Genomic DNA, 16,210 nt, shown 5'->3' on the forward strand with positions numbered 1-16,210 from the left:
GAGCGGTACGGTGCGGCAGGAGGACGGACATGGCAGCACCGACGATCGACACCGAGGTCACCTACCCCGCCGGGACGGTCACGAGCGAGGGCACGGTCGTGCACGTCGAGCCGGTCGGCGGCGACCGCTGGGCGGTCTTCCTGGACCGGACGGCAGCTCACCCGGTCGACACCGCCTGGCCGGACCAGCCGGCAGACCGCGTCACGCTCTCGACGCCGGACGCGCAGTACGACGGCGTCGAGGTCCGGGTCGCGGGCGTCCAGGACGGGACGGTCCACGTCGGTGACGACCTCCCGGTGCGCACCGGCACCGAGGGGTGGGTGTTCGCGGTCGCCCACGTCGTGCACGCGGACCCGCCGGCACTCGGGGACCGCGCGACGGTCACGGTCGACCGGGGGTTCCGGACGGCGCTCAGCGTCGCGCACAGCGCCTGCCACCTCGCGGCCCTCGCCCTCGACGCCGTGCTCGCGGACCGCTGGTCGAAGCCCGTGCCGGAGGACTCGCTCGGCCGGCCGGCGTTCGACTCCCTCGCGATCGTGCGGTCGTTGATCGGCGAGTACCGCTCCGAGGACGTCTACCGGATCGGGAAGTCGCTCCGGAAGAAGGGCTTCGACCCGGGCGCCTTCGACGACGCCGACGGCATCGCGGACCGCGTGACCGGGCTGCTCCGCGCGTGGACGGCGACCGGGGGTCCGATCCACGTCGTGGCGGAGGACTCCCGGCTGTCCGCTCGTCGGCAGTGGCGGTGCGAGCTGCCCGACGGCGTGGCGGCGATCCCGTGCGGCGGGACGCACCCGGACGCGCTCTCGGACCTCGTCGACCCGACGGTCGCGATCTCGGTGGAGGACGTCCCGGGGGCTCGCGTGGTCACGATGACGACGACGCTCACCCCCCGCTGAGTCGCACCCGGTTCAGTCGACCGGCGGGACGAGCCGTTCGAGCAGGCGGAGCACCCGCTCGCCGTCGACCGCGTCGGGGTCGAGCAGCCACTGCACCTGCAGACCGTCCGACGCCGCGATGCACAGGCTCGCCAGGTCGACCGCGTCGAGGTCGGGGCGGATGCGGCCCGCAGCCTGGTCCGACGCGATGGACTCGGCGAGCTCGGCCCGGAGACCCGTGAACCGCTCGCGCACGAACTCGCGCGTCGCCGGGTGTCCCTCCTGCACCGCGTCGGCCGAGAGGGTCGTGTACAGCTGCACCAGCCCCGGGACGGCGCGGTTGCGGACCGCGCTGTCACGCATGTCGCCCACCGCGGACTTCACCCGGTCAGGAGCGCCCTGCTCGCGGACCTCGTGCTCGTGGTAGACCGCCAGCAGCAGCTCGTCACGACTCGGGAAGTAGTGCCGGAGGGCGGCGTGCGTGATGCCGAGCGACTCGGCGACCGAGCGGAGGGACGACGCGTCCACGCCCTGTTCGGCGACCATGCGGATCACCTGGTCGAGGATCTGCGCCCGACGCTCGGCACCCTTGCGGTACCCACGGCGCTGCGGGGCCGTGTCGTCGTCCGGCGGGGAGGTCATCCCGCCAACTTACCGCTGGAAGGTTTTCCGCGCGAGCGCCCGAGCCCCCGGTCACACGACGACAGGGCCGGTCCGTGGAGCGATCAGGCCTGCCCTGCGGCGACGGTGTACTCGTCGACCGGGGTGGGCATCCCGGCCGTGAGCGCATCCACGATCGACGACAGCGCCCGGGCGACGACCTCGTTGTCGGCGTCGTCGAGGTTGTCGAGCACGCCGACCACGGCCTCGTGGAACCGCGCGTAGGACCCGTCGATCTTCGCCGCCGCCTGCGGGGTCGGACGCAGCACCTGCTGCCGCCGGTCCGTGGGGTGGGCATCGCGCACGAGGTCACCGCTCTCCACCAGACCGTCGACGATCTTCGTGACCGACGCGTTCGACACCGTGAGCATGACCGCGAGGTCCTTCGGCCCCATCGGCCGGGCGTCGCGCTCCGCCTGGAGCAGGTACCGGAGCGCGAGCGACTCGTTCTTGGCCAACCCGCTCTCGATCCGGGCCTGTTCGACCTGCTGCTCCTCGGCGTGCTGCAGCCGCAGGATCGACTCGACGGCGCCCCGTGCGGCGGCGGACCGCGGCTGGCGGGCGTAGAGGTGGTTGTGCTCTCGGCGGACGATGGTCAACGGCATGTGGTCATGCGCTCCTGGGTCAAGCGGTCGGTGCGGTGAAGAAGTCGGCGTACGACGGCTCGGAGCGCGTCGAGAGGAGCGACGGGTCGTTGATGCGGCGCTGCACGAAGGCGTCGATGACCGCCTGGTTCGTGAGGCCCACCCGCGGGTGGCTCCGGCCGACGCTCGCCTGCCGCGCCATCCCCGTGTACGTGCTGTGCATGTCAGACCCGCCTTCCCGTCGATCCCTGCATCCTCGTGGACGTCGTCCTCGTGGACGTTCCGAACTCTTTCACGACGTCAACGATTCGCGCAACGAACTGTTTGCACTTTGGACGTTTCGCGCACTGAACCGTTCGGACGGTTCGCGGGGTCCGGTCAGTCGACCCAGACGACGGTGCCGTTCAGGTCGTGCTGCAGAGCGGCGACCCCCGCGCGCAGTGCCCGCCCAGCACGCTCGGGCGTGAAGGTCGAGGGGTCGTGGTGGCTCGAGGCCCCGAGCTCCTCGCCGCGGAACCCCGCCCCGGTCCAGTCGGCGGCGGTCACGTTCGAGGTGGGCTCGGCGATCTCCGCGCCGAGCACGAGGAACTGCTGGTGGAGCGCGCTCGGCGAGATCGCTGCGACGGGGTCCACCATCGCGTTCCTGACACTGATGACGAGGTCGGCCCGGTCCGCGACCGCCTGGAGCACGGCGTCCGTCATGCCGTCGGCGGATGCGGGCTGGACGTCGGTCACGGTGACCCCCTCGGCGGTCGCCCAGCTCCGGACCGCCGATGCCAGCGTCGCGGTCTGGGCATCGTCACCCGCGCCGTACTCCCCCGGCGACAGCAGCACGACGTCGTAGTCGGCCGGCGGGTGGGTGCCGTCCCAGGAGCCGGGGGCCGGACTGATCGTCGCCTCGGGCGACGGGGGACTGCTCGGGTCGACGAAGCCGGCGCCGAGCGTGCCGGCGGCGTCCGACGACGGGGACCGGGTGGTCGGGACCCCTCCGGCCTCCCCGCTCGGACCGGACGAGCACGCCGTCAGCAGGAGCGCGCCCGCGACGGTCACGGCGAGCACGCCCGCGAGCACGGGCGTCCGGGAGCGGATGCGGTTCACGGTGGGGCCTCCGGGCATGACGGGGCGAGCAGGGCCGGACCATGGAACCACGACGCGCGGCACCTGCGGGAGGCGTGGGCGCGCTGATCCGCGGTCGGTCGGCAACCGGTCGCCGACTGTTCACCTGCCGGTTGCCTCGACCGGAGATCGTCTGCCCGGTGACCCCCGGAACCACCCGCTCCCCGCACCGCACCCCGATCCTCCGACACCGGATCGTGGCCGCGGTGCTGCTCGCCGTCGTCGCCGTCGTCGGCCTCCTCGCCCTCGGCGGCCCGGCGTCGGCGCACGGCTTCAGCTCGGTCGTCTACGCGCACGTCGACTCGAGGGATGCGGGGACCGTGCGCGCGCGGCTCGGCCTCGAGTACGACCTCATGCTCGTGTCCGTGGGGACGAGCGAGCACGACGACCCGTTCTACCGGGCGGGCCAGGCCGCGTGGGACGACGGGGACTTCCCCGGGATGCGGAAGACCGCCGAGGCCCACCTCGAGTCACTCGGCGCGTACGTCCTCGACCGGTTCACCGTGACCCCCGGCGGCCGGGCGTGCGTGGGCGAACTGGAGCCGACGGTCACGGTCGACATGCAGGACGAGGTCCCGTACGCCGAGGTGACGGCGGACTTCACCTGCCCCGACCCCGGTCGCACCGACTCGGGGCACGTGGTGTCCTCGACGCTCTTCCCGGACCACGAGTCGTACGTCACCGGCACGAAGACGATCGTCACGTACGACGTCGACGGCAAGCAGGGCTCCGCCACACTGGCCGCGGACAGCCCGTCGTTCTCCACCGAGCAGTCCGCCGGGCAGCGGTTCTGGGAGTTCTTCACCCTCGGCGCCGAGCACCTGCTCACCGGCATCGACCACATCCTGTTCCTGGTGGCGTTGATCGCCGGGTCCCGACGACTCCGGGAGGTCGTCTACACGGCCTCGGCGTTCACCGTCGCGCACTCGATCACGTTCATCCTCGCCGCCCTCGGGGTGGTGAGCCCGCCGTCGATCGTCGTCGAGCCACTCATCGCGCTCTCGATCGCCGCGGTCGCCGGCTGGTACCTCTGGCGCCTCTGGCGTCGCCGTTCCCGCGCGGACGAGCTCGCCGTCGGCACCGAGGGCCGGTTCGCCCTCGACCGCTCGGGCTGGTCCCGGCTCGCGGTGGTGTTCGCGTTCGGGCTCGTCCACGGGCTCGGGTTCGCCGGGGCGCTCGGCATCCACGAGGCGTTCTCGTGGCAGCTCCTGGTGTCGCTCCTCATCTTCAACGTCGGGATCGAAGCGGTGCAGCTCGCGATCATCGCGATCGTGTTCCCGCCGCTCGCGCTGCTGCGTCGCCGAGCCCACATCGCGGCCCTCTGGGTCACCGGGGCGATCACGGCCGGCGTCTTCGTCATGGGCATGATCTGGTTCGTGCAGCGCCTCGCCGCCGGCTGAGGCAGCGGCAGCCTCAGCGCCGTCGTCGCGACCCTGTGACGGTCCTCAGCAAACCGGGTCTGTCCGTACACACAGCGTTCACCGAGGGGTTTCACGGCGCGCCCAGAGTCTCCCGTGCACGTTCCTCTCGTTCCTGAACGGATCACGATCATGAGTCTCCTGTCCAGCACGCCCGCACGGCGTCGCACGACCCTCCGCCTCGGCGGGGCCGTCCTGGGTGCCGCGCTCGTCGCCGGCGCGGCCTTCACGGGCACCGGTACGGCGACGGCTGCGCCGACGACCCCGACCACGAACATCTCGACCGGCGGCCCCATCCACGTCCTGCTGGGCGTCGGCGCCACCGAGAGCCAGCGCATCGCCTCCTGGTACTTCCCGACCAACGTCGACCAGTCGCTCGAGATCGAGAAGACCGCCGACCTGGCGGACGGCGCCTTCACCAGCGCCAAGAAGACCATCGCCGCCTCGAAGGCCGCCAACACCGCGGCCGACACGAGCACCACCGACTCCGACACCAAGAGCATCGCCGGCATCGCCGCGGAGTCCGGCTACATCAACGCGCACGCGACGATCAGCGACCTCGAGCCGAACACGAGCTACACGTACCACGTGGGTGCGGCGGACGGCTCGGCGTGGTCGTCGACGTACACCTTCACGACGAAGCGCTTCAGCGGCGACTTCGACTTCCTGTTCTTCGGCGACCCGCAGATCGGTTCGTCGGGCTTCGTCGACGACGACGGCGCGGGTTGGGCGGACACGCTCGAGTACGCGACCCGGAACGACCCCGCGGCCGAGCTCCTCGTCTCCGGCGGCGACCAGGTCGAGCACGCCAACAACGAGTACGAGTGGGGCGCGTTCGCCGACAGCAGCGACGTGCTCAAGCAGTACCCGTGGGCCTCGACGATCGGCAACCACGACGTCGGCGGCAAGGCGTACGAGCAGCACAACCAGGTCCCGAACTCGCTGAAGGTCCCGGACTTCTACCCGGGCGGCAACAGCACCGCGAACTCGGGCGGTGACTACTGGTACACCTACAAGGGCGTCCTGTTCATCGACATCAACTCGAACGCCTACGCCGGTGGCTCGGACGCGGCACACGTGTCGTACGTCCGCGACGTCATCAACCGCTACGGCGACGACGCGAAGTGGACCGCGCTGGTCTACCACCACTCGATCTACTCGCCCGCCGACCACGCGAACGACGCCGACAACCAGCAGCGACGGTTCGACTTCACGCGAGCGTTCTCGGACCTCGGCGTCGACATCGTCCTGCAGGGCCACGACCACTCGTACTCCCGCAGCTACGCGATCAAGAACGGCAAGAAGGCCAACCCGGACGAGCAGCCGGCGGCCCCCGAGGTCTTCTCCGGCCCCGGCGGCGTGATCTACATCACCGCCAACTCGGCATCCGGCTCGAAGTACTACGACCTGACCGCTCCGGACGCCACCAAGGGCGGCTACGGTGCGGACCCGCTCGACCCGACCGGCAAGCGCCACTGGGCCAACTCGGTCGAGAACCAGGAGCACGTGCGGACGTACGTCAAGGTCTCGGTGACGGACGACGCACTCGACGTGCACGACATCCGCGCCGGTGACTGCTCCGCGCCGAACGCCGCCGTGACCCACGGCAAGGTGTCCGACTGCGGTGTCACGCTCCAGCCGACGGCCTCGGCCGACCCGGCCCCGATCGGGTCGACCGTCGACCGCTTCCAGCTCGACGCAGCCCTGCCGGCCACGACCACGAAGCTCTCGGTCTCGGCCCCGGAGCAGACCCTCGGCACCGCGAAGCCCGCCACGGTCACCGCGACCGTCGACGGCGGCATCGGCACCCAGGTCGGGACGGTGACCTTCTCGGACGGCGGCACGGCGCTCGGGACGGTCGACCTGGAGGCGGGCTCGGCGACGCTGACCCTGCCGGCCTCGCTGGCACTGGGCGAGCACGCGCTCTCCGCCACGTTCACGAGCACCTCGGCGTTCGCCGGGGCCTCCTCCGCCACGACCAGCGCCACCGCGTTCGAGGTCGCAAAGACCCCGTCGCGGACGGCCGTCAAGTACAGCGCCGGCAAGGCGACGGTGCAGGTCAAGGCGACCGGGGTCACGGTGAACGGCACCGCTCGGATCTACCAGGGCTCGAAGCGCCTGGCGACGGTCACGGTGAAGTCCGGCACGGTGACGGTGGCGCTGCCGCTGCAGAAGGGCACGCACACGCTGCACGCCGTCTTCGCCGGGACCGACCGGCTCACGACCAGCACGAGCCCGAACGTCACGGTCGTCGTCAAGTAGACCCGACCCCCGCACGACCGGAGGCCCCGCGACAGCCGTCGCGGGGCCTTCCGCATCCGCTGGCCCTCTCCGTCGGACTCCCAGCTGACACTGAGCGATCTGTTGGCACTCTCTGGGTTCGAGTGCTAGAACAGAAGCAGTTGAGTCGAGGGGACTCAACACAGAACACCACGAAGGAGTTGACGACGATGACGATGAACTTCGACCCGTTCCGCGAGCTCGACCGCCTCGCCGGCTCCCTGCTCGGGAGCGCCGGCGGGCCGCGTTCGATGCCGATGGACCTGTACCGCACCGGGGACCACTTCGTCCTCGACGTCGACCTGCCCGGCATCGACCCGGGCAGCGTCGACGTCGACGTGGACGGCTCGGTCCTCACCATCCGTGCCGAGCGCACCCTCGGCGCTCCCGAGGGCTCGCAGTGGATCACACGCGAGCGGCAGCCCGGCACGTTCGTCCGGCAGCTGACGCTCGGCGACCACCTCGACGCCGGCCGCATCACCGCCGCGTACGACAACGGCGTGCTGAGCATCACCATCCCAGTGAAGGAGTCCGCGAAGCCGCGCAAGATCGACGTCGCGGTCGGCACCGGCTCGCAGCAGCTCGCCGTCGCCGGCGGCACCTCCGAGTAGGCCCGGGGCGCGATGGCAGGACTGCTCAACGCGCTCTTCGCGATCGCGGTCGTCACCGTCGGCCTGACGGTGACGAGCCTCGACCGCCGGGTCGCGCTCGTGCTCGGGGCGACCGGCAGCACGGTCGGGTCGTTCCTCGCCTGGGTCGTCGCCCCGGCCGCGTGGTCGGGTGCGATGCCCTGGGTCGCGTCGGTCCTCGGGACCGCGGCGCTCGTGGCCGGGTGGAGCGCGGTCCGACTGTACGACGGCGTCTTCGCGCCGCCGCCGGAACCGGCGGACGACACCGGGACGGTCGCGACGACCAGGCGGTGACCGGAAGACGGACTGGAGGCGCGGTGCCGGCTGGCACCGCGCCTCCAGTCCGTTCGTTGCACGGGAGCACGCGACGCGCGCGTTCCGTGGGACGACTCCTCCTTGTTCGGCTAGCGTGCAGCGCATGGACCTGCAGCTCTCGGATCGTGTCGCGCTCGTCGTCGGGGGGAAGGGCTACATCGGCCGCGCGGTCGTGGATCGTCTCCGTGCCGAGGGGGCGATCGTCGTCGTGGCCTCGCGCAGCGCCGGGGACGACGAGGACGGCGTGGTGATCGACACCGCGTCACAGGAGTCCGTCGACGCCGGGGTCGCGACGGTGGTCGATCGGCACGGGCGCATCGACGTCCTGGTCGTGACGGCGGCTCCGAGCGCACGCACCCTCGACCCCGCGCGGAAGTCCGACCCCGAGCAGGTCGCCGCGGCGATCGACGGCAAGGCACTCGGCTTCCTGCGCGTCGCGAACGCCGTCGTCCCGCACCAGCGCGAGGCCGGCTTCGGCCGGGTCGTCGTCGTGAGCGGCCAGAACGCCTACATCTCGGGGAACATCACCGCGTCGCTCCGGAACACCGCCGCGAACGTGATCGCGAAGAACCTCGCCGACGAACTCGCCGGGTCGGGCGTCAGCGTGAACGTGGTGAACCCGGGGACCGTGACCGACGAGCCGGCGGCCCAGGTGCAGCACGGTGCGGGCGGCGAGTCGAGCCCGCGGCAGATCGCGGACCTCGTCGCGTTCCTCTCGTCCCCGCTGTCGGCGCTCAGCGGGGAGTCGATCTCGATCGCCCACCGGATGCTCGGGTCCGTCGTGGTCTGACCCCAGGGCGCGTCCCACGACGGCGGGCGGGGGGGACGACCCGTTCGTCCTCGGGACGGATGCGCTTCGGCCGCCCGCCCGATGCCCGACGGGTGGTCGGTCCCCCAGGCTGACACCATGGACTCCTCGATCAAGCACGTCATCGCCACCCTGTCGGTCTGCGCCGGGATCGTCGCCGTCACCGCGTGGGCACTCATCGCGATGTCCCCGGTGGCGTGAGCACCGGGAGCGACGCGGCCCACGGCCGAGCGGCGCACGACCCCGTGCGATGATCGGAGCCGTGACGGAAGGGCGCACGTTCATCCGACCGCTCGCCACGCGCTCGATCGTCGTCGACGTGGTCTGGGCGGTCGTCGCGGCGCTCGCCTTCCTCGCCCCGGTCGACCTCGAGCTCGAGCACGCCAGCATCCTCGCCGTGGTCGCCGCCGCCGGTGCCATCGCGGTGCGACGGATCTCGCCGTCGGTCGCGATGCTCCTGGTCGTCACGCTCGGCTTCGTCCAGGTCGCCGGCGGCGAACGGCCGTCCCTCGTCGACCTCGCGATCTTCGTGGTGATCGGCACCAGCGCGATCGTGGGCACCCGCGCCGAGGTCGTCCTCTCCGGACTGCTGGCGTTCGTCGCCGGCGTGGGCGCGACGCTCTACCTCACCGTCACCGGGTTCCGGTTCGCGGTGCTCGTGAACGGTCCCCGCGACCAGGCCTTCCTCGCCATGGCGGCACCGGCCGCGGCACTCCTGGCGGTGTGGGCGGGCGGCCTGGCGGTCCGCGCGTTCCGGTCCCGCGACCGCGAGTCCGAGCGCCGCGCCCACGCCGAGGAGGCCCGCTCCCGCGCCGAGGCCGTGGCCACCGAGGCCGAGGCGACCGCCACCCGCGCCATCGACGTCGCGGAGTCGGAACGCATCCGTGCGGCGATCGCCCGCGACGTGCACGACGTGGTGGGGACACTCGCTCGCGGTGATCATCGCGCAGGCGGACTCGGTGCCGTTCCTCGCCGACGAGGCACGGGTCCGCGAGGTCAGCGCCACGATCGCCAGCACGGCCCGGAGCTCGCTCATGGAGGTGCGGCAGGTCCTCGGCCAGATCGACGGCACCGGCGACTCCGGCCCGGCGACGCTCGACGAGATCGTGCAGGGCATCCGCGACGCCGGCGTCCCGGTGGAGCACGCCGTCCGCGGCGGTCCCCGACCGTTCGGCCACGACGCCGGGACGGCCGCCCGACGGGTGCTGCAGGAGATGCTCACCAACGCGCTCCGGCACGGCGCCCCCGGCATGCCCGTCACCGTCCGGGAGACGTGGCGGTCCGCCGACCTCGTCCTCGAGGTCGAGAACGTCGTCGGCAGCGGCGCGACCGGCGGCTCGGGCCGCGGGGTCGACGGCATGCGCTCCCGGCTCGCCGCGCTCGACGGCTCCTTCGACGCCGCGGTCCTCGACGACGTGTTCGTGGCCCGCGCCCGCATCCCGATCGACATCCCAGGGGGGACCAGATGACGAACACGACCGACGAGCCAGCCGACCAGGCACGCCCGACCGGCGGCGCCGACCAGGCACGCCCGACCGGAGGCGCCCACCAGCCAGCCGCCCCGGCGGGCGCGACCCCGCGCCCCATCCGCGTCCTCCTCACCGACGACCAGGCGCTCTTCCGAGCCGGCCTCCGCGTGGTGCTCGACGCACAGGACGACATGGTCGTGGTGGGCGAGGCGTCGGACGGCGCCGAGGCCCTCGCCGCGATCCCGGCCGTTCGCCCGGACGTGGTGCTCCTCGACATGCGGATGGCCGGCATGGACGGGGTCGAGACCGTCCGACACCTCTTCTCCGGGAGCTTCCCCGCCCCGGTCCCCCGCGTGATCGTGCTCACGACGTTCGGCCTCGACCCGGCGGCGGCGACCGCGATCCGCCTCGGTGCGAGCGGGTTCCTGCTCAAGGACACGACCCCGCCGTTCCTCTTCGCCGCCATCCGGGCCGTCCACGAGGGCAGCTCGGTCATCGCCCCGAACGACCTCGCACAGCTCTTCGGCACCGACGTCGAGCGGGCGCCGAAGCCGCAGCCGACGGAGTTCCAGTCGTTGTCCGACCGGGAGCGCATCGTGTTCGGGTGGGCCTCACGGGGTCTGTCGAACGCCGAGATCGCGGCGAAGGAGTTCGTCACCGAGTCGACCGTGAAGACGCAGATCTCGAGCATCCTCGGCAAGCTCCAGCTGCGCGACCGGGTGCAGCTCGTCGTCTACGCGCACGACCACGGGCTCGCCGGCGCGCGCGACGAGGGCTAGGCGCCGACCACCTCGTCGAGGATCGTCGCGATCGCCGCGGGGTCGTGCGCGAACCGCCCGAGGAACAGGCCGCCGATCCGCCCCTGCCCCCGGGTGAGGAGTCCCGGTCCGGCACTCCCGCCGTAGATCACGGTGCTGCCTGCCAGCTCCGGGCGGGTGGCGAGGTGCGCCTCGATCCCCGCGAGCACGTCGACGATGTGGTCGTCCGGCGCGGGTGCCGACGCGCCGATCGCCCAGACCGGCTCGTACGCCACGATCAGCGGCCCGACGAGACCGTCCGCGGTCGCGGTGGCGAGCGACCGGTCCAGTTGCGCAGTCACCTCGGACACGGCGTCCGCACTGGAGGCACGGTGCGGCTCCCCCACACAGACCAACGGCCGCAGGTGGTTGCGGAACGCCGCGTGCACCTTCCCCGCGACCTCGTCGTCCGTCTCGTGGAACAGGGAACGCCGCTCCGCGTGGCCGATCTCGACGAGGTCGACCCCGATCTCGCGCAGCTCGGCTCCGGAGACCTCCCCCGTGAAGGCCCCCTCGTCCGCCCACGCCAGGTCCTGCGCCCCGAGCAGCACCGGCGACCCGCCCAGCAGCGCGCGCACGGGGACGAGCGCCGGGAACGTCGGGACCACGAACAGCGTGGCCGCGCCGGACCGCACGGCGGGGTGCCGCTCGGCGATGCCCACGACGTCCCGCACCCAGGCGAGGGTTCGGGCGTGCGAGAAGTACATCTTGAGCGACACCCCGACGAGCGTCATGCGCGGTCGTCCCCCGACGCGTCGAGCCCCTCGGCCGCGGAACCGTCGTACCCGCAGATGGCCGCGACCTTCTCGGCGCTCGCGGACGAGGTGTCGAACTCGTACCCGAGCCACTCCGTCGCCAGCCGACGTGCGAGCTCGAGGCCGATGACCCGCTGCCCCATGCAGAGCACCTGGGCGTCGTTCGACAGCACCGACCGCTCGACGCTGTAACTGTCGTGGGCGGTCACCGCTCGGATGCCCGGGACCTTGTTCGCGCTGATGGCCACCCCGAGGCCCGTCCCGCAGATGAGGATCGCCCGGTCGGCCTCCCCGTTCGCGACCATGCGCGCGGCGTCGACCGCGATGTGCGGGTAGGCGGTGTGCCCGTCCGCATCCACCCCGACGTCGTGGACCGAGGCCACCCGGTCGTCACCGGCCAGGTCCGCCTTGATGGCCTCCTTGTACTCGAAGCCGGCATCGTCCGACCCGACCACCAGTCGCAGCGTCATCGTGCTGCTCCTTCCTCGATGACCTCCGTCACCGTCTCGACGATCAACGCGAAGGACACCGCTCCCGGGTCCCTCGTCCCCACCGCCTGGTCGGCGTGGGTCTTCGCGCGTCCCTTGCGGGGCACGAGGTCGGCGGTCGCGTCCGCGGCCGCTCGGGCTGCCGATGCGGCGGCACGCCAGGCGTCGGCGACGGACGCGCCGTCCCGGACGGCGGACCCGAAGGCCTCGTCGAACGGCACGAGGGCGTCCACCATCGTCTTGTCTCCCGGTACCGCGCCGAAGGCGAGGACGGCCGACGTGGCAGCGTGCACGGCCTCCGCGACCTGCGCCGACGACGGACGCGACGTGTCCCCGACGGCGCGACCCAGCGCCTCCAGGGCGGCGCCCCAGATCGCACCGGACGTGCCGCCGGCCTTGTCCGACCACGCGTCGGCCGCCACGGCGAGGAGTCCGCCCGCCCCGACGCCGCGACCCAGTGCCTCCCGGGCGGCCGCGTCAGCGGCGAGCGCCCCGCGTTGCATGCCGATCCCGTGGTCGCCGTCACCGGCGACCGCGTCCATCTCCCCGAGCTCGTCGACGTGCTCGTCGACGACGCGGCGGGCGGCGGCGAGCGCTGCGGCGACCCGCGCCGCGACCTCCTGCGACTCGGGGGAACCGGTGCCGACGTCGATGCCGTCGGAGGCCTCCAGCTCGGACTCCGGCAACCGCTCGGACACGACCGCGCCGCCCTTCCGGAACGCCGGGGTGTCGGCGGGCGCTGCCCAGAGCCGCTCGAGCTCGTCGTCGAGCCAGAACAGCGTGAGCGAGACGCCGGCCATGTCGAAGCTCGTGACGAGTTCCCCGACCTCGGGCTCGACGACGACGACACCGGCCTCCTCGAGGAGTCGGGCGACCGAGCGGTAGACGACGAAGAGCTCCTCGTACTTGACGCTGCCGAGGCCGTTGAGGATCGGGACGACCCGCGCTCCCGCCGCGTCGACGCCGTCGGGCACCTCGTCGAGCAGGCGCGCGACCAGCAGCGACGCGAGTCCCTCGGCCGTCGGGACGTCGGTCTCGTCGATGCCGCGTTCACCGTGGATGCCCATGCCGATCGCCATGCGACGCTCCGGCACCTCGAAGAGCGGTTCGGCCGCGCCGGGCAGGGAGCAGCCGGAGAAGGCGACGCCGAACGAGCGGGTGCGGTCGTTGGCCCGCGCGGCCACGGCCGTGACGTCATCGAGCGAGCGGCCCTCCTCAGCGGCGGCACCCGCGACCTTGAAGACGCAGAGGTCACCGGCGATGCCGCGGCGCTCCGCGGCACGGTCGGCCGAGGCGGACACGACGTCGTCGGTGACCCGGATCGTCCGGACCGGGATGCCCTCGGACTCGAGGGTGCGGGCCGCGGCGTCGAAGTTGAGGCAGTCGCCGGCGTAGTTGCCGTAGGAGAACAGCACCCCGCCACCGTGCTCGGCTGCGCGGGCCACCCCGGCGACCTGCTGCGCGGACGGGCTGGCGAACAGGTTGCCCATGGCCGCTCCGGCGGCCAGGCCGTGCCCGACCAGGCCGCCGAAGGCCGGGTAGTGCCCGGAACCGCCGCCGATGACGACCGCGACCGTGCCGTCGGGGCTCGTGGTCGCACGCGCCACCCCGCCGTGCACGCGGCGGACCCACCGCTGGTTGGCGAGGACGAAGCCGTCCGCCGCCTCGTCCGCGAAGTCCGCGGGGTCGTTGAAGAGCCTGGTCATGCGTTCGTCTCCTTCGTCGAGCGCGTCGCGGCGGCGTGCGGGTCCTCCGCGCGCTCCGCAGCCCCGCGCGGCCGGGTCGTCGCCACGTGGGAGGTGTCGAGCAGTTCGTCCGCCTTCGCCCCGCCGAAGAACTTCGTGCAGAAGATCATCACGGCCGCCACGAACGCGAGGACACCGAGCGAGACGATGCCGAACGCGCCGCTGTCGGTCGGCACCACCTCGTTGATCGCGGTCCGCATGATCGGGGCGACGAACCCGCCGAGGTTGCCGAGCGAGTTGATGAGGCCGATGCCCGCGGCCGCTGCGGCACCGGTGAGGAACGCCGTCGGGTACGCCCACGTGATCGGTCCGACGGCGAGGAAGCTCGCGACGGCCAGCGTGATGAACAGGATGCCGAGGATCGGCTGCCCGTTCGCGCCCGCCCACGCCGACCCGAGGATCGACAGTCCGGTGGTGACGTAGAACATCGCGCCCCAGCGGCGCCGGCGTCCGACGGTGTCGGCCTTCGAGCCGACGAGGTAGCACGCGACGAGCCCGACGAGCCACGGGATCGCGGCGACGAGGCCGACCTGCCAGCCGACGTCCTGCCCGAGGAGCGACGACACCTGCTGCGGCAGGTAGAACGTGGTGCCGTACACGGCGACCTGCAGGCAGAAGTAGATGATCGTGAAGTACCAGACGCGGCCGCTCGCCATCGCCTTCCAGATGCCCTTCGGGCCGTCCTCGTTCCGCGCGTGGTCCTCGCGGGCCATCGCCGCGGTGAGGGACGCCTTCTGCCGGTCGTCGAGCCACTTCGCCTGCTGCGGGCTGTTCGTCAGGAAGAACAGCGCGGCGACCCCGGCGAGCACCGCCAGGATGCCCTCGCCGAAGAACATGACCTGCCAACCGTGGAACGGGGTGACCTGGTCGCCGACGCTGATGAGCCCGCCGGACAGCGGAGCGCCGATCATCTGCGAGAACGGCTGCGCGAGGTAGAAGATCGCGAACATCCGCACGCGGACCTTGTTCGGGAACCACTCGGACAGGTACATGATGACGCCGGGGAACAGGCCGGCCTCGGTCACGCCGAGCAGGAACCGCAGGACGATGAACATCGTGTCGTTCGTCGTGAACGAGAACAGCGCGGCGACGATGCCCCACGTGACGGCGATGCGGGCGAGCCAGAAGCGGGCACCGAACCGCTTGAGCAGCAGGTTCGACGGGATCTCGAAGATCGCGTAGCCGATGAAGAAGATCCCTGCGCCGAGGGCGAAGGCGGCGTCGGAGATGTTCCGGTCGACGCTCAGGGCCTCCTCGGCGAAGCCGACGTTCGTGCGGTCGAGGAAGGCGACGAAGTACAGGATGACGAGCATCGGCATGAGGTGCTTCGTCGCCTTGCCGATCGCCGACCTGAGGGCGGGATCGTGGGTGGACCCCAGGGCGGGGCTGGTTGCGGACACGGTCGCTCCTTCGCGATCGGGTGGGTCTGACTGGAGGCACGACACGCGACGAGCACGTCGGCTCGCTCTGGTCGTGGGGCTGGGCCCGGGGCGCTTCAGTGCATGTAGAGGCCGCCGTCGACGTTGAGGGTCTGGCCGGTGACGAACCCGGCGTCCTCGCTGATGAGGTAGGCGATCGCGGCGGCGATGTCCCGCGGGGTGCCGATGCGCGGCAGCACGCCGTCGGCGGCCATCGCGGTCTTGCGCTCCTCGGAGAGCGTGCCGCCCATGATGTCGGTGTCGATCGGGCCGGGGGAGATCGCGTTGACCGTGATCCCCTGGTGTCCGAGCTCGCGGGCCATGCCCCGCGTGAGCCCGACGACGCCGGCCTTGGCAACCGAGTACGGCGTCTTGCTGAACGTGCCGCCGCCCCGCTGCGCCGACACCGACGACAGGTTCACGATGCGGCCGTAGCCGTTCCGGACCATCGACTGCGCCGCCCGGAGGCTCGCGAAGTGCACGCCGTCGAGGTTGATGCTCAGCACGCGGTGCCACTCCCCCTCGGGCAGGTCGAGGTAGGCGTGTGCGGACGAGACGCCGGCGAGGTTCACGAGGGCGGCGATCGGCGGCAGCGCGGCCTCGATGGTGTCGAACGCGGCGCGGACGGCTGCCTCGTCGGCGACGTTCGCGCCCGCCCCGACCGCCTGCACGCCGTGCTGCTCGCGGATCTCCGCGGAGACCTGCTCGCTCGCGGTCTGGTCGAGGTCGATGACGCCGACGTTCCACCCCTGCTCGGCGAGGTGGTGGGCGGTGGCGCGGCCGATGCCGCGGGGTGATGCTGCGCCGGTGAGGACGACGGTCTGCTGTTCGGTGCTCATGACGTGTCCCC

18 protein-coding genes are annotated in these 16,210 nt (G+C 72.1%); 8 read left to right on the forward strand and 10 right to left on the reverse strand.

The annotated features are described in order from the left end of the window. Positions 1-29 precede the first annotated feature (29 nt). Entirely contained in the window at positions 30-899 is an 870-nt protein-coding gene (locus IEY20_RS15570; RefSeq protein WP_175327508.1) for an alanyl-tRNA editing protein, read from the forward strand. A gap of 12 nt (positions 900-911) precedes the next feature. Here the strand turns inward: IEY20_RS15570 and IEY20_RS15575 are convergent, their stop codons facing one another. The 4 genes from IEY20_RS15575 to IEY20_RS15590 all read right to left on the reverse strand — a co-directional run bounded on the left by IEY20_RS15575 (position 912) and on the right by IEY20_RS15590 (position 3,220). Continuing rightward, positions 912-1,520 carry a TetR/AcrR family transcriptional regulator gene (locus IEY20_RS15575; protein ID WP_022905081.1) on the reverse strand — a complete coding sequence of 203 codons (609 nt, stop codon included), beginning with the start codon at positions 1,518-1,520 and terminating at the stop codon, positions 912-914. 83 nt (positions 1,521-1,603) lie between these two features. Beyond that, positions 1,604-2,143 (reverse strand): MarR family winged helix-turn-helix transcriptional regulator, encoded by a 540-nt coding sequence (locus IEY20_RS15580; protein WP_175327507.1) that lies wholly within the window; start codon positions 2,141-2,143, stop codon positions 1,604-1,606. 19 nt (positions 2,144-2,162) lie between these two features. Further along, positions 2,163-2,345, reverse strand: a complete 183-nt coding sequence (locus IEY20_RS15585; protein ID WP_175327506.1) for a hypothetical protein — start codon at positions 2,343-2,345, stop codon at positions 2,163-2,165. A 155-nt stretch (positions 2,346-2,500) separates the two neighbouring features. Then, positions 2,501-3,220, reverse strand: coding sequence for a type 1 periplasmic-binding domain-containing protein (locus IEY20_RS15590; protein ID WP_229728108.1), 720 nt, complete (start codon positions 3,218-3,220; stop codon positions 2,501-2,503). 158 nt (positions 3,221-3,378) lie between these two features. Here IEY20_RS15590 and IEY20_RS15595 point away from each other — a divergent pair, with 158 nt between their 5' ends. From IEY20_RS15595 to IEY20_RS15615, 5 genes are all read left to right on the forward strand, one after another. After that, positions 3,379-4,638, forward strand: coding sequence for a HupE/UreJ family protein (locus IEY20_RS15595; protein WP_229728109.1), 1,260 nt, complete (start codon positions 3,379-3,381; stop codon positions 4,636-4,638). 150 nt (positions 4,639-4,788) lie between these two features. Further along, positions 4,789-6,918: an Ig-like domain repeat protein gene (locus tag IEY20_RS15600; protein WP_175327503.1), complete on the forward strand. Its 2,130-nt coding sequence runs from the start codon at positions 4,789-4,791 to the stop codon at positions 6,916-6,918. A 188-nt stretch (positions 6,919-7,106) separates the two neighbouring features. Next, a complete protein-coding gene (locus tag IEY20_RS15605; RefSeq protein ID WP_022905087.1) occupies positions 7,107-7,547 on the forward strand; it encodes an Hsp20/alpha crystallin family protein in 441 nt (146 codons plus the stop codon). Positions 7,548-7,559: 12 nt separating this feature from the next. After that, positions 7,560-7,859 (forward strand): hypothetical protein, encoded by a 300-nt coding sequence (locus IEY20_RS15610; RefSeq protein WP_175327502.1) that lies wholly within the window; start codon positions 7,560-7,562, stop codon positions 7,857-7,859. Positions 7,860-7,983: 124 nt separating this feature from the next. After that, a complete protein-coding gene (locus IEY20_RS15615) occupies positions 7,984-8,670 on the forward strand; it encodes an SDR family NAD(P)-dependent oxidoreductase (RefSeq protein WP_175327501.1) in 687 nt (228 codons plus the stop codon). 193 nt (positions 8,671-8,863) lie between these two features. Here the strand turns inward: IEY20_RS15615 and IEY20_RS15620 are convergent, their stop codons facing one another. Continuing rightward, on the reverse strand, positions 8,864-9,478 hold the full coding sequence (locus IEY20_RS15620; RefSeq protein WP_188889291.1) for a hypothetical protein: 615 nt from the start codon (positions 9,476-9,478) through the stop codon (positions 8,864-8,866). 145 nt (positions 9,479-9,623) lie between these two features. Here IEY20_RS15620 and IEY20_RS15625 point away from each other — a divergent pair, with 145 nt between their 5' ends. Further along, positions 9,624-10,157, forward strand: coding sequence for a sensor histidine kinase (locus IEY20_RS15625; RefSeq protein ID WP_188889292.1), 534 nt, complete (start codon positions 9,624-9,626; stop codon positions 10,155-10,157). Further along, positions 10,154-10,936, forward strand: a complete 783-nt coding sequence (locus IEY20_RS15630) for a response regulator (RefSeq protein ID WP_175327499.1) — start codon at positions 10,154-10,156, stop codon at positions 10,934-10,936. The genes IEY20_RS15625 and IEY20_RS15630 overlap by 4 nt, the downstream gene beginning before the upstream one ends. Here IEY20_RS15630 and IEY20_RS15635 read toward each other — a convergent pair. From IEY20_RS15635 to IEY20_RS15655, 5 genes are all read right to left on the reverse strand, one after another. Then, complete coding sequence (locus tag IEY20_RS15635) at positions 10,933-11,688, reverse strand: triose-phosphate isomerase family protein (protein WP_175327498.1); 756 nt, start codon at positions 11,686-11,688, stop codon at positions 10,933-10,935. The genes IEY20_RS15630 and IEY20_RS15635 overlap by 4 nt on opposite strands. Next, entirely contained in the window at positions 11,685-12,179 is a 495-nt protein-coding gene (locus tag IEY20_RS15640; RefSeq protein WP_175327497.1) for a ribose-5-phosphate isomerase, read from the reverse strand. The genes IEY20_RS15635 and IEY20_RS15640 overlap by 4 nt, the downstream gene beginning before the upstream one ends. Then, entirely contained in the window at positions 12,176-13,903 is a 1,728-nt protein-coding gene (locus tag IEY20_RS15645; protein WP_175327496.1) for a dihydroxyacetone kinase family protein, read from the reverse strand. The genes IEY20_RS15640 and IEY20_RS15645 overlap by 4 nt, the downstream gene beginning before the upstream one ends. Then, positions 13,900-15,342 carry an MFS transporter gene (locus IEY20_RS15650; protein ID WP_229728110.1) on the reverse strand — a complete coding sequence of 481 codons (1,443 nt, stop codon included), beginning with the start codon at positions 15,340-15,342 and terminating at the stop codon, positions 13,900-13,902. Before IEY20_RS15650 ends, IEY20_RS15645 begins: the two co-directional genes overlap by 4 nt. Before the next feature lie 95 nt (positions 15,343-15,437). Then, the gene (locus tag IEY20_RS15655; RefSeq protein ID WP_175327495.1) at positions 15,438-16,199 is read right to left on the reverse strand and encodes an SDR family NAD(P)-dependent oxidoreductase; all 762 of its coding nucleotides are present in this window, start codon (positions 16,197-16,199) and stop codon (positions 15,438-15,440) included. Positions 16,200-16,210 lie beyond the last annotated feature (11 nt).

Source organism: Curtobacterium luteum (assembly GCF_014646995.1).
Classification (GTDB): Bacteria; Actinomycetota; Actinomycetes; order Actinomycetales; family Microbacteriaceae; genus Curtobacterium; species Curtobacterium luteum.